The sequence below is a fragment of the Hymenobacter sedentarius genome (genome assembly GCF_001507645.1).
In the GTDB taxonomy this organism is placed as follows: domain Bacteria; phylum Bacteroidota; class Bacteroidia; order Cytophagales; family Hymenobacteraceae; genus Hymenobacter; species Hymenobacter sedentarius.
On the sequence record NZ_CP013909.1, the window covers coordinates 1,840,581 to 1,853,109 of the forward strand.

The window sequence follows — 12,529 nt, forward strand, 5'->3', positions numbered from 1 at the left end:
CACCCATTCATAATTTCATACGACACCTTCGTTTCTCATGCTGCACTACTTCGGCTACTTCGCGGCCATCTTCATCGGCCTTTCGCTCGGCATCATGGGCGGGGGCGGCTCCATCCTCACGGTGCCCGTGCTGGTGTACCTGATGGGCGTGAGCCCGGTGCTGAGCACGGCGTATTCGTTGTTTGTGGTGGGCAGCACGTCGGTGGTGGGCGCCTCGGGCTACTTCCGCAAGGGGCTGGTGTCGCTGAAAACGGCCGTGGTCTTTCTGATTCCTTCGCTGCTGGCCGTGTTTGTGGTGCGCAAGGTGCTGATGCCGGCCATTCCGCACGTGCTGTTCACGATGGGTAGCATTGTCTTCACCAAAGACTTGCTGGTGCTGGTGGCCTTTGCCGTGCTCATGGTGGCGGCGGCCACGTCCATGATTCGCAGCAAGCAGGCCGAAGAGGTGCTCGACGAGGAGCTGCACTTCCCGCACGCCTTCAACTACCCGCTTATTCTCACCATTGGGCTGGTGGTGGGTACGCTCACGGGCTTTGTGGGCGCGGGCGGCGGCTTTCTCATCATCCCGGCGCTGGTGCTGGGTGCGCGCCTGCCCATGAAGCTGGCCGTGGGCACCTCGCTGGCCATCATTGCCCTGAATTCGCTCATCGGCTTCACCGGCGACCTAAGCGCCGGCACGCCCATCGCCTGGACCTTCCTGCTTGGCTTTTTGGCCTTTGCCCTGGGCGGCATCGTGCTCGGCACTTACCTGGCCCGATTCATCCCGGGGGCCAAGCTCAAGCCGGCTTTTGGCTGGTTCACGCTGGCCATGGGCACGTTTATTCTGACCAAAGAGCTGCTGTTTCACCACGCTTAATCCCCTGTTTCCCCGCTTTTCCGCTCCCGTTTCTTTCTCCCGTTTTTTCGTCGCCAATCATGAAAATCGAACAGTTTGAAGACAAGGGCCTGGCCCACTTCTCCTACGCCATTCTGAGCGAGTGCGCCCGCGAAATTGTCCTCATCGACCCGGCCCGCAACCCGCAGCAATACTACGATTACGCGAAGGCCAACGAGGCCAACATCGTGGCCGTCATCGAAACCCACCCCCACGCCGACTTTGTCTCGTCGCACCTGGAAATTGCGCAAGCCACCGGGGCCGTTATCCGCGTGAGCAAGCTGCTCGCGGCTGATTACGCTCACGAGGCCTTTGATGAGGGCGACGCCTTCACCGTGGGCAAGCTCACCTTCCGCGCCCTGAACACGCCCGGCCACTCGCCCGATTCGCTCAGCATCGTGCTGAGCCGCGAGGGTAAGGACGTGGCCGTATTCACTGGCGACACGCTCTTCATCGGCGACGTGGGCCGGCCCGACCTGCGCGAAAACGCCGGCAACCTGACCGCCAAGCGCGAGGAGCTGGCCCAGCAGATGTACCACTCGTTGCGCGAGAAACTCATGCCGCTGGCGGCTGACGTGCTGGTGTACCCGGCCCACGGCGCGGGCTCGCTCTGCGGCAAGGCCTTGAGCGGGGCCAACAGCAGCACCATTGGGGCCGAGAAAATCGGCAACCCCATGCTGCGCGCCATGAGCGAAGAAGATTTTGTGAAAGAGTTGCTGGCCGACCAACCGTTCATCCCCAAATACTTCGGCTACGACGTGGCCCTGAACAAAGCCGGCGCACCGGCCTTTGCGCCCAGCGTGCAGCAGGTGCCGCGCTTGGCCTCCGGCGCGGCGCTGGAAGCCGGGGCCGTGGTCATCGACACCCGCCCCGCAGCCGAATTCAAGAAAGGCCACGTGAACGGCGCTATCAACATCCAGCAGGGCGGCAAGTTCGAAACCTGGCTGGGCTCCATCGTGGGGCCGGAGGAGTCGTTCTACCTCATCGCGGCCGACGAAGCGACGCGGGAGGACCTTATTCAGAAAACGGCCAAAATCGGCTACGAGCCGCTGATTAAAGGCGCGCTGGTGGGTACCCCGGCCACCAAGGCCACCCTGCCGGTACTCGACGTGCCGACCTTCCGGGAGCACCCGGAGCACTACACCATCGTGGACATCCGCAACCCCGTGGAGTACCGCGACGAGCCCATTTTTGATGGGTCTATCAACATTCCGCTGCCCGAGCTGCGCGAGCGGGCCAGCGAGATTCCGACCGACAAGCCGGTGGTGGTGCATTGCGCCGGCGGCTACCGCTCGGCGGCCGGCAGCAGCATCGTGGCCAACGCCCTGCCCGGCACCGAAGTACTGGATTTGAGCGAGGCCGTGAAGTCCTTCCAAACGGCGACGGCGGCCCACTAAGCTTCAACGCCCGTCATGCTGAGCGTAGCGCAGCGCAGTCGAAGCATCTCTACTGTGGTACTAACTCAATCGTGAGACCAAAGCGGTAGAGATGCTTCGGCTACGCTCAGCATGACGTTCTGTTTTTTTTTCTTACTTCCCTCCCAATCAAATTCCTTCGCCATGTTCGGTTTCAATAAATCTTCTGCCCCCGCCTTTCAAAACCTGACGCCCGCGCAGTTTGCCGAGGGCCTGCGCCAGCCCGGCGCGGTGCTCGTGGACGTGCGCCGGCCCGACGAGTTTGCCGCGGGCCACCTGCCCGGCGCGGTCAACATCGAAGTCACGGCGCCCGACTTTGGCCAGCGTGTCGCCGATTTGGATAAAACCAAGCCCACCTACGTGTACTGCCGCAGCGGCGCGCGCTCGGCCAACGCCGCCGGCCAGCTCACCACCGCCGGTTTCGCGCAGGTCAGCAACCTGCTCGGCGGCGTGATGGACTGGCCAGGGCAACTGACGACCAAATAATTAACCTCCTTCATTTCGACTTCTGTTTTCATGCTTGAACTCCTGCAACAACCCTGGCCCTGGTACGTGGCCGGCCCGCTCATCGGCCTGACGGTACCCGCGCTGCTGCTCGTCGGGAACAAGGCGCTGGGCATCAGCTCCTCCCTGCGGCATGTGTGCGCGGCCTGCGTGCCGGCCGGCATCCCGTTTCTGACTTATAACTGGCGGGCCGAAATCTGGAACCTGGTGTTCGTGCTCGGCATCGCGCTGGGCGGCTTCATCGGCTACCGGCTCCTGGGCCACCCCGACGTTATCGGCATCTCGGCCGCCACGGTGCGCGACCTGAAAGCCGAACTGCACCTAACCGACTTCACCGGCCTGCTGCCCCGGGAGCTGTTTGCCCTCGACAACCTCGCCAACTGGAAAGGCTGGGTGTTTCTGGTGCTGGGCGGCTTTCTGGTGGGCTTCGGCACGCGCTACGCCGGCGGCTGCACCTCGGGCCACGCCATTTCGGGCCTCTCGAACCTGCAGTGGGTGTCGGGGGTGGCCGTCATCGGCTTCTTTGCCGGCGGCCTGCTCATGACCTGGGTGATTTACCCGCTGCTATTCTAAGCTGTTCTTATGAAATATTTCAAATACCTGGTGCTGGGCACGTTGTTCGGCATCATTCTCACCAAAAGCGAAGTCATCAGCTGGTTTCGGATTCAGGAAATGTTCCGCTTCCAGGCCTTCCATATGTACGGCGTCATTGGCTCGGCCATACTGGTGGGCATGATTTCCATTCAGCTCATCAAGCGCAACCGCCTGAAGTCGATGGACGGCGAGCCCATCGTGCTGACCGACAAAAAATTCAACCACGGCATCTGGATTGGCGGCTTCATCTTCGGCCTCGGCTGGGCCCTGACCGGGGCCTGCCCTGGCCCGCTGTTCGCGCAGCTGGGCAGTGGCGTGGGCTCGGCGGCCGTGCTGATTCTGGCCGCCCTGGCCGGCACCTGGACCTACAGCGCCCTGCGCGAAAAGCTGCCGTACTAACCGCTTCACCTTTCAATCCTCCGCCATGAAACCCACGGAAGACCGGGTGCAGCAGCTGCCCCACCTGGCGCGCCTGCTGATGGTGCTGACAGCGGCCGTGGTGCTCGTGTTGGTCGTCGTCGTCACGTAGCACTATGGGCCGCCGGCCGCCAGATTCGCTACGAGCGGGAGCTAATTGCCCACACGGCGCGGTACCTGGGGCCGCAGGGCTCGGTGGCGCACCTCACCAACGGGATGAACTGCTAGAACTGCCACCTGCAGGCTGGTACGCAGGGTTTCGCCAACAACTACCTGGCGGTGGCCGCGACGTACCCCAAGCTGCGGGCCCGCTCCGGCTCGGTAGAAGGCATCGAGAAGCGGGTGGTCGACTGCATGGAGCGCAGCCTCAACGGCCGGGCCGTGCCCGACAGCAGGCCCACCGGCAACGGCGAGCTGATTATTCGTCAGGCCGAGGGCTGGGCGCTGGTGCACCCGTAACCATTGTTTAGCCTGCCTCCTATGATTCCTAGACTCGGCTTGTATGAAAATTGGCGGCAGTTCAGCCTGCTGGTGCTCGTTAACGCCTTTGTGGGCGGCATGGTGGGGCTGGAGCGCAGCATCCTGCCGCGGCTGGCGGAGCAAGAATTTCAGGTGGTGGCGCGCTCGGCCATCCTCTCCTTTATCGTCGTCTTCGGCCTGACCAAAGCGGTGGCCAACTACTACGCCGGAGCCTGGGCCAATAAGATTGGGCGGAAAAACCTGCTGGTCATCGGCTGGCTTTTCGGGCTGCCGGTGCCGCTGCTGCTGCTCTGGGCTCCCACTTGGGGCTGGGTGATTGTGGCAAATGTGTTGCTGGGCCTGAACCAGGGCCTGGCCTGGTCGAGCACGGTGGTGATGAAAATTGATTTGGTGGGCCCGAAGCAGCGCGGCCTGGCCATGGGCCTGAATGAGTCGGCCGGCTACCTGGCCGTGGCGGCCACGGCGTTCGCCTCGGGCTGGCTGGCCACGGAGTACGGCCTGCGGCCCTACCCTTTTTATCTGGGCATCGCGCTGGCGGTGCTGGGCCTACTGGGCTCGCTGCTGGTGCGCGACACGAGCGCCCACGTGGCCCTGGAAGCCGCGCAGGCCCCGGCCGTGTCAACTGGCCCGCCGCTCTCGTTCTGGGACGTGACGTGGCGGCACCCCAATCTGGGCTCCGTCACGCAGGCCGGGCTGGTGAACAACCTGAACGACGGCATGGTGTGGGGCCTGCTGCCGCTGCTACTGGCCAGTAAAGGCTTTACACTGACGCAGATTGGCACGGTAGCGGCCGTGTACCCGGCGGTGTGGGGTTTGGGTCAGCTGGTGACTGGGCCACTGGCCGACCGCCTGTGCAAGAAAGACCTACTTTTTTGGGGCATGCTGCTGCAAGGAGCCGTGCTGCTGGCCATGCTGTTTACGTCTTCCTACCCGGTATTTGTGCTGCTGGCGGGGCTATTGGGCGCGGGCACGGCGCTGGTGTACCCCACCTTTCTGGCGGCCGTGGCCGAGTACGCGCCGCTGGCGCAGCGGGCGCACAGCGTGGGCATCTTCCGGTTCTGGCGCGATGCGGGCTACGCCATCGGGGCACTGCTCACCGGCCTGCTGGCCGATGCCTTTGGCTTGGGAGCGGCGCTGGCCGCCATTGGCGGGCTCACGGTCCTCTCGGCCGTGGTGGTGCGCGGGCGGATGTACTGCCTGACCGAGGATGCACCAGTAGTGGCATTCCGTTCCGGGGCCTGCGTCCGGCCCAAGTGGGAATTTTCGACGACAATAAAAATGAAATCGGGCGTTGCGTGCGTTATACGCAAATGAATCGGGCCACTGGCAACCACCCCCTGTTTAGGTAGCCTGCCGCTGTAGGCGCGCATAGTGGCGCAGTAGCGTGCTGTACTTCTTGCGGCCCTGTTCGAAGAGGTCGGGAATTTCAAACAGTTCGTCCTGCCAGACGGCGAAGGGGCTTTCTTTTGCACGCTGATGATGGTGAAGCGCGTGGCCCCGAGCACGTCGGCGTAGAGGGCGGCCTGGCGGTCGTAGTCGTACGGCTCGATGGTGGCGCAGAAGCCGGCGTAGTCGCGGGCGCTGGTGGTTTTGAAGTCGACCAGGACCACCTTGCCGATGCGGGGGCTGACGTGAAGCAGGTCGGGGCGGATTTTGACGGGCACGCCGGTGGCCGCGTGAATGGCGGTGTGGGTCTGCTCGGCCTGGCCGCGGAAAAGCAGGTCGCGGCAGTAGCGCTGGCGGCGCACGGCGGCGGCTAGGTCTTCGACCAGGGGCCAGTCGCAGCGCTCTTCGGTACGGGCGTAGTGTCGCGCACCTGGCGCGGGTGGCCGGGTAGGTAGCGGAAGCGGTTGGACCAAGTTTCTTCGCCGGTGCTTTCGTCGACGCCGGCGACGAGGTAGGGCCGGGCGGGTGCTCGGGGTAAGGGCTAGGTCAGAAACCTGAGCGGCTGGGGCGGCCATCGCGGCGGCGGTCTTGGAGGATGTGGTGGCGGTTGCCATAATGGGAATGGGTTGGGAAGTGAAAAAAGTGGGCCCTGTTGGCGGCCGGCCCCTGAGCCGTTTTGAGTTAGCGGAATTGTTTGTCGTGGCAGACGATGGCGCGGCCCACGATGCTGTCGACACCCCGCGCTTCGGGTTGGTGCTGGTACCAGAGGTAGGTGGCAATGAGGTTGAGGTAGGCCGGGTGGCGGAACTTGCCTTCGTCGTCGATGATGAGAATGAGCTCGGGCGAGAGGCGTACCACGTCGACGGTCTGGCAGTCGAGCAGCTGGTACAATTCGGCCAGCTTGAAGCTGCAGCCGTTGGCAGGGCTGACCGGCTGCGGCTGGGCGCTGTGCGGGTCGAGCAAGTGGGGCTGGTAAGGAGTAGCCGTTTTGGGCATGAGAAGGTGAGCTTGTGGGGCCGCCCAACTTGGCGGCCTCTGGTGGCTAGAAATGAGGAAAGGCGTGGGCGCTGGCGTGGAAAATGCGCTTCAAGCATTTGGGCGCTGCACGGCGGCGGCTATGGCCTCGAATGGGGTGGTGCCGGTGCCCCGGAAGTGGGCCACCACGTACCCGGTGCGCGGGTCGGGCACATCGTACTGGCAATTGAAGCGGGTGCCTTTGGCGAAGGCGCAGCCGCTGAACCGCGCGCCGGGCACGGGAAAGCAGGCCGTGGCAACCTGGGCGAGGCTGAGGGTGATGGTGGGAGGCATGGCGGACCGGTGAGGATGAGGGAGCCAGCGGCCCGGAGCGCGGCGGCGTGGGAACTGGCGTGATAGAGGGTGGTAGCGGCGGCCAGGGCAGCGCGGGCGTCCTGTACGGCGGCGACGGCGGCCCGAAGCCGGGCGAAGCGGTCGGGGCGGCGGGCATCGTTGTAATTATCGCGCAGCGCCCACCGGGCTTCCTTGGCGGCGGCATAAGCCGACTGGGCGCGGGCCAGCTGGTGCGCCGGGGGCAGGGCCGCCCCCACTGCGGGAGCGGCCTGCCGGGTAGCGCTAGGCTGCACTGGCGACTAAATGAGGGGCTGGCACATAGCAGCGGCACTGGCCGAAGGCATCGCGGCCCTCGCCGCACTCGGCGCAGACAACCTCGGGCACTGGAACGGGCGCCGGGGCAGGCGCACCGCTAAAGGCTTGCTCGGCGGCAGACACAATACGAGCGGCGTGGCCCTGCACGGTGGCCCCAAGCAGCGGAACGGTGCACCGCTCCGCAAAAGCGGCCACGGCCTGGAGTATGGCCACAAACGGGCAAGGGGCGCCGGCCTGGTAGACGTGCTGCTGGCCTTCGCCGGCATGGTAGCTGACGTGGTAGGTTTCGGTGATGTAGCCGCTGCTGGCGACGTAGCGCTGCACACTAGCAAAGTGGCAGGTAAGAGCTGGGCCGCACCAAGCGGTGGCAGCGAGCTGAGAAAACTGGAATGGGGTGAGCATGGCTGTATAGGTTAGCCGTGAGGTGCCCCGCGCCGTAGGCCTCCGGGTAGGGCGGGCAGCCGGGCCTTTCCCGACTTGCTACCTAAAGATACAAACAAACGTTTGTTATTCAAACATAATGTAACAAATGTTTGGATGGTTTTGCAATTTTTTTTAGCCCAATAAATAATTAAAGTGCAATTGTGTGGTCGGTGAGAAACTGCGGCCGACTTGAACAAGCCTAAAAGCCTTTTGGCAGGGGTTTGGGGGCGGCCAGCCCCCAATGGGCGCGGCCCGGAGGGCGCCTTGTGAGGGTGTGGGGCTGGCGTGGTGCGGGTGGGCCCGAGGAGGATGACACGGCGTTAGCCGGGGCATGACGACCGGGGGTTTGGGGGGCCGCCCCCAATGGACACTCTGCGCAGCAGGCTGCTTTGTGCGGTGGGAAAGGGGTGGGACGGCGATGCAGTGACCGAAGCGACTGGAGCCTAGCAAGCGTAGGGAGGGAGGCGCGTAGGCGCAGCCGAAGGGCCGAGCGGACGTAGCGCAGCGTGGCGAAGGGAGCGTAGGGAATGGAGGCGACGGCTGGCCCCTGCCCCGGAGGGGTCCCCGGCTGGGTCGGGTGGGGGCGGACGCGCTGCCTGGCGTGGGGCTGTTTACGGGTTGGTGGCCAGGCTGCGTGGGTGCTGGTGCGGGGGGGGCGTCAGGGAGAGGGGAAGAGGCCGGGGACTGGAGCGCAGCAGCTTGGCGTTGGCGGGTGAGCGGAGTGGAAGTGCTGGGCCGGCGGGTTGATTTGGGAGGGCTGGAAGCGTTGCCTGTCCCGTAGGGCGGGCGGCGCTGGAGGCAGCGGGTGGGTGGAGTGGTTGAGCCGTGTGCGGAGGCCGCCGGGGCCCTACCGGGTACGACCCTGCAGGGGAAATACCGACCAACGGGAGGCGGTGACCTTAGCTACGCTGACCTTCGGTTGCAGATTGGCAACCGAAGGTCAGCGTAGCTAACGGCTGGCCGTGCGGTTGGCGGAGCGTGAGGATGCAGCAGATACTGTGATGAAAAGCAAGCAAAAGGGCTAACTTTTTTTTAGATTTGGGCCTCCAAAGGAGCACCTGCGGGTGCATCCTGTGCCGCCTCGGCTCCCTCGGGTGTCGGGGCGGTTTTGTGCAGGAGGACGGTAGCGGGGTGGTAGTGCGGGCGTAGGCCTGGTCATTTTTCCAGAGCGAGTAGCTGAGCAGCAGCAGCTTGCGCATGACGGCAATCACGCCCACCTTGCCGTTGGGGGAGCGGGCGCGCAGGCGGGCGTAAAACGCTTTCTGCTGCTCGTTGTAGCGCAGGCTGCTGACGGCCGGCAGGTAGAGGGCCGTGCGCAGGCGGGCGTTGCCGCGCCGGGAAATGGCCGTGGGCCGGGCCAGGTTGCCGCTCTGGCGCTGCACCACGTCCAGGCCGGCGTAACTGGCCAATTGCCGTTCGTTTTCGACCAGGGCGAAGCCGCTGGTCTCGGCCACGATGGTCACGGCCGTCGTCAGGCCGATGCCGGGCACGCTCGTGAGCTGCGTCAGCTTGCGGGCCAGCTCGGGCGTGGCGGCCACCACGGCCGCGGTTTGGGCGTCAATCTCGGTCATCTGCGCTTCGAACAGGGCCTGGCGCTGCTGCAAGCGCTGCAAGGCCAACAGGTCGGGCTCGTAGCTGTGGGTATAGGCGTGGGCGCGGTTCTTGGCCTGGGCCGCCTGGGTGCGCAGCGCGGCCCGCTCGCGGGTGAGCGAGCGCAACTGGCGCATGGCCGGGGTGAGCGGCTGCCAGGCCGGCAGTTGCCGTTCCAGGCCCAGGCGGCAGAGCACGCGGGCGTCGAGCGCATCGGTCTTGCTTTTCTGCTCGGTGCTGCGGGCAAAGTGCTTGACCTTGTTGGGCAAAAGCACGCTCAGGGCCTGTTGCTGGGCGCTGAGGTAGTAGGCCAGTTCCTCGTAGTACACGCCCGTGGCCTCGACCACAAACCAGACCGGGCGCCCGGGCTCGGCCTGGCCGGCCGCCACCCAGCGGCGCAGGGCCTCGAAGCCGGCGGCGTTGTTGGCAAACTCGGCCACCTTGCCCAGGCGCAGGCGCTGGGCGGCGTCGATGCTGCCCAGGCAGGCGGCAAACGTGGCCTTGGCGATGTCGATGCCGACGACGTACTTGAGCAAGACGGGCGGCGGGGCGGCCGGGGCAGGGGCAAGCATACAAAAGGGAATAAAAGGTGGAAAACAGGCCACCCGCAAGGTTTTCACCGCAACTTTCCTCGTTTCATGCGGGATGCCGCCGCTGCGGGGCTCCCTTTATACTGTCCAGTCTTCGGGCGAAAACAGAAGGCGGGGCACAGTCTCTGCCGCCCAGCATCACCGCTTGGCGGCAGCGTGCTTATGGATGGGTGGTGACCCCGCCTTCCTTGCCGGTAACGCCGATAATGTACGGCAGCACAATCATACGATGGATGGAAGCCAAGCCGACCAATGGAAGGCTGACCGAAGGGCCGAAGCGAAGCGGAGTGGCGGACAGCCCGGCCCGGAGGGGCTGCCCTACAAAGTGCAATATGGGTTATATGGAGTGTTTGAACAATGTAACAGTTGAGCACGTATGTTTGTAGCAATAACAAACAATGTAACACAGCCTAACGCCATGTTCAGCAGCACGAAATCGGGGCATTTTGCCCACATCATGGTTACTGCCCTGGTAGGTCAGTTGGCCAGTGCAGGGTTGGTACCGCCTGACCCCGACAAGATTGAGAATTATGGGCACTTGATTATTCAGGCGCTGGTGGCGTTGGTGACCATCTGGGCTACGGTCCGGAAGGCATTGCAGCGTCCGGAGGCCATGGTGAAATTGCCGGCAGAGGGAGTGGTGGCCGTGGCGGAAGCTGCTGTAGCTAGCGAGCCTGGGGCTTCTGTTGCAGTAAGGCCGGGAAATGGAAACGAGTAAGCGCCTGATGGCACCTGTGCGGGTTGCGCCAGCGCTTGGGCCCATTGAGCGGAAGATTCAGGCGGCGCGGCTGGTGCAGGCAATGCCGAGCCTGGGTGCAGCGTATGCCCATGCGTTGGCCCGGTGGGAAGGTGACCCGGTGCTGCGGCTGCTGGGGTTGCCTCTGATTACGGAGTGCTACCGGTCGGTGGCGCGTCAGGATGCGCTGTACGCCCAGGGGCGAACGAAGCCGGGGAAAATCGTGACGTACAAGCGCGGGGGCGAGTCGAAGCACAACTGGCAGCCATGCTCGGCGCTGGACGTGGCGTTTCAGCTGCCGAATGGGGAGATGTCGTGGTCGGGGCTGCTGCTGAGCAAGTTTGCGCGGCTGATGAAAGCGGCCGATGCGCGGGTGCATTGGGGCGGCGACTGGCCCGGGTTTAAGGACCGGCCGCATTTTGAAGTGTAGGGCAGAAATGAAACGAGCGGGCCAGATGGTCCGCTCGTTTCGTTTTAGCGCGTGCCAGGGTAACTGGACTTTTCAGACCGCTTTGTGGAAGGACAGCGGGGTGCTGCCGGTGTGCTTCTTGAAGAAGTTGTTGAAGTAGGAGGAATACTCAAAGCCGAGGCTTTGACCAATTTCGGCCACGTCCCAATTGGTGTGGTGCAGCAGGGCCTTGGCTTCGCCGATGATGCGGTCGGCGATGTGGCTGGTTGTGGGCTTGCCGGTCACCTCCTTCACGGAGCGGTTGAGGTGGTTGACGTAGATGGCGAGGCGGTCAGCGAAATCCTGGGCCGACTTGAGGGGCAGGGACCCGGCGTAGAAGCGCAGCTCGTTGCCTTCGGCGGCGTGCAGGGCCTTCGAGCGGCATTCCCCCCTGCCTGGCCTGCAAAGAGCGCTACGATAACAAGCACAGGATACGTTGGGACCCCGTGAAGAGGCGCCTGGGGTAAAACGCCGAGGCAGCGTGGCACGTTATACCACGACACTCCCGTATACCTCCTTTTCATGCCGGCCCTCCTTGGCACCCTGCGCACTGGCACCAGCGGCATCGTCGTGCCCGGCCCCAAGGCCACCTTTCCGGAGGCCTACCAGGCGACGAGCCGCCTCACCTACTATGCCACCCTGTTTAACTCGGTGGAGATTAACAGCACCTTCTACCGCATCCCCCAGCCCAAAACGTTTGCGGCCTGGGCCGCGGAAACCGGCCCGGCGTTTGACTTTACCCTCAAGCTGTGGCGCGATATCACGCACACCAAGACTCTTGCCGAGGACCTCTCCGGCCTGGTCCGCTTTCTAGAGGCCGCACGGGAGTTGGGCCCCAAAAAAGGATGCCTGCTCATCCAGTTCCCGCCCAGCAACACTATTCGCCAGCTAAACGCGGTCCGTGCCCTATTGGATGCGCTTGCCGCGGCAGATCCCGCCCACGAGTGGCGCAAAGCGGTGGAGTTTCGCCACCCCAGCTGGTATGCCGACGATGCGTTTGAGATGCTGGACCACCACGGCGCCAGCCTCGTGCTGCACGACAAAGGCCCCGCCCGAAACGCCCAACTCAACGAGGGCGCGGACTTTGTCTATATGCGCTTCCACGGCCCGCAGGGCAACTACCGCGAGTCCTACGAGCGCGACTTTCTGCACGACCAGGCCGAGCAGATACACGACTACCTCCAGGATGGGAAAGACGTGTATGCCTACTTCAACAATACCATGGGCGCCGCTTTTGACAATGCCCAAGACCTGTACCGGCTGGTAGCGGAGCGGGCGTGAGCAGTACGACGCGCGTCCGGGGGCAGGGGGCGCTGGTTACTTGCGCAACGGCACCGGGTATAGTAGGCAATATGGCCAAAATCACCCTCAGCAAAGCGGATTCAGGGCGGTCCAGCTCGGAGGGGATGGGCTAGGGGTAACAGCAGCAGGTGGGGTGAAAACGAAACG

General features: G+C 64.1%; 14 protein-coding genes and 2 pseudogenes. 10 read left to right on the plus strand and 6 right to left on the minus strand.

From position 1 onward, the window contains the following. Positions 1 to 37 precede the first annotated feature (37 nt). The 7 genes and pseudogenes from AUC43_RS07565 (at position 38) to AUC43_RS07595 (ending at position 5,598) form a co-directional block, all read left to right on the plus strand. A complete protein-coding gene (locus tag AUC43_RS07565) occupies positions 38 to 856 on the plus strand; it encodes a sulfite exporter TauE/SafE family protein (RefSeq protein ID WP_068191575.1) in 819 nt (272 codons plus the stop codon). Between the two features lie 59 nt (positions 857 to 915). Further along, a complete protein-coding gene (locus AUC43_RS07570; protein WP_068191578.1) occupies positions 916 to 2,271 on the plus strand; it encodes a rhodanese-like domain-containing protein in 1,356 nt (451 codons plus the stop codon). 162 nt (positions 2,272 to 2,433) lie between these two features. Further along, positions 2,434 to 2,775 carry a rhodanese-like domain-containing protein gene (locus AUC43_RS07575; RefSeq protein ID WP_068191579.1) on the plus strand — a complete coding sequence of 114 codons (342 nt, stop codon included), beginning with the start codon at positions 2,434 to 2,436 and terminating at the stop codon, positions 2,773 to 2,775. Between the two features lie 30 nt (positions 2,776 to 2,805). Continuing rightward, positions 2,806 to 3,366 (plus strand): YeeE/YedE family protein, encoded by a 561-nt coding sequence (locus tag AUC43_RS07580; RefSeq protein WP_068191581.1) that lies wholly within the window; start codon positions 2,806 to 2,808, stop codon positions 3,364 to 3,366. A 9-nt stretch (positions 3,367 to 3,375) separates the two neighbouring features. Next, the gene (locus AUC43_RS07585; RefSeq protein ID WP_068191583.1) at positions 3,376 to 3,786 is read left to right on the plus strand and encodes a DUF6691 family protein; all 411 of its coding nucleotides are present in this window, start codon (positions 3,376 to 3,378) and stop codon (positions 3,784 to 3,786) included. A 153-nt stretch (positions 3,787 to 3,939) separates the two neighbouring features. Continuing rightward, a pseudogene (locus tag AUC43_RS21525) lies at positions 3,940 to 4,197 on the plus strand (c-type cytochrome); the annotation flags it as partial. 87 nt (positions 4,198 to 4,284) lie between these two features. Continuing rightward, positions 4,285 to 5,598 (plus strand): MFS transporter, encoded by a 1,314-nt coding sequence (locus AUC43_RS07595; RefSeq protein WP_082684973.1) that lies wholly within the window; start codon positions 4,285 to 4,287, stop codon positions 5,596 to 5,598. A gap of 197 nt (positions 5,599 to 5,795) precedes the next feature. Here AUC43_RS07595 and AUC43_RS20375 read toward each other — a convergent pair. The 5 genes and pseudogenes from AUC43_RS20375 to AUC43_RS07620 form a co-directional block, all read right to left on the minus strand. After that, a pseudogene (locus AUC43_RS20375) lies at positions 5,796 to 6,284 on the minus strand (hypothetical protein); the annotation flags it as partial. A 67-nt stretch (positions 6,285 to 6,351) separates the two neighbouring features. Beyond that, complete coding sequence (locus AUC43_RS07605) at positions 6,352 to 6,666, minus strand: DUF3846 domain-containing protein (RefSeq protein WP_068191590.1); 315 nt, start codon at positions 6,664 to 6,666, stop codon at positions 6,352 to 6,354. A gap of 90 nt (positions 6,667 to 6,756) precedes the next feature. Further along, positions 6,757 to 6,978 carry a hypothetical protein gene (locus AUC43_RS07610; protein WP_068191592.1) on the minus strand — a complete coding sequence of 74 codons (222 nt, stop codon included), beginning with the start codon at positions 6,976 to 6,978 and terminating at the stop codon, positions 6,757 to 6,759. A 282-nt stretch (positions 6,979 to 7,260) separates the two neighbouring features. Next, positions 7,261 to 7,695, minus strand: a complete 435-nt coding sequence (locus tag AUC43_RS07615) for a hypothetical protein (RefSeq protein ID WP_157780980.1) — start codon at positions 7,693 to 7,695, stop codon at positions 7,261 to 7,263. Positions 7,696 to 8,615: 920 nt separating this feature from the next. After that, the gene (locus tag AUC43_RS07620; protein WP_068191596.1) at positions 8,616 to 9,878 is read right to left on the minus strand and encodes an IS110 family RNA-guided transposase; all 1,263 of its coding nucleotides are present in this window, start codon (positions 9,876 to 9,878) and stop codon (positions 8,616 to 8,618) included. Positions 9,879 to 10,353: 475 nt separating this feature from the next. Here AUC43_RS07620 and AUC43_RS07625 point away from each other — a divergent pair, with 475 nt between their 5' ends. Together AUC43_RS07625 and AUC43_RS07630 are read left to right on the plus strand one after the other, a co-directional pair. Continuing rightward, positions 10,354 to 10,614, plus strand: coding sequence for a hypothetical protein (locus AUC43_RS07625; protein WP_199243512.1), 261 nt, complete (start codon positions 10,354 to 10,356; stop codon positions 10,612 to 10,614). Then, positions 10,601 to 11,062: a M15 family metallopeptidase gene (locus tag AUC43_RS07630; RefSeq protein WP_068191600.1), complete on the plus strand. Its 462-nt coding sequence runs from the start codon at positions 10,601 to 10,603 to the stop codon at positions 11,060 to 11,062. Before AUC43_RS07625 ends, AUC43_RS07630 begins: the two co-directional genes overlap by 14 nt. 72 nt (positions 11,063 to 11,134) lie before the next feature. On the opposite strand, the gene AUC43_RS21840 is transcribed toward AUC43_RS07630, so the two are convergent. Continuing rightward, on the minus strand, positions 11,135 to 11,560 hold the full coding sequence (locus AUC43_RS21840; protein WP_082684974.1) for a helix-turn-helix domain-containing protein: 426 nt from the start codon (positions 11,558 to 11,560) through the stop codon (positions 11,135 to 11,137). A gap of 42 nt (positions 11,561 to 11,602) precedes the next feature. Between AUC43_RS21840 and AUC43_RS07640 the strand changes: the two genes are divergently transcribed. Beyond that, a complete protein-coding gene (locus AUC43_RS07640; protein ID WP_068191605.1) occupies positions 11,603 to 12,361 on the plus strand; it encodes a DUF72 domain-containing protein in 759 nt (252 codons plus the stop codon). Positions 12,362 to 12,529: the final 168 nt, after the last annotated feature.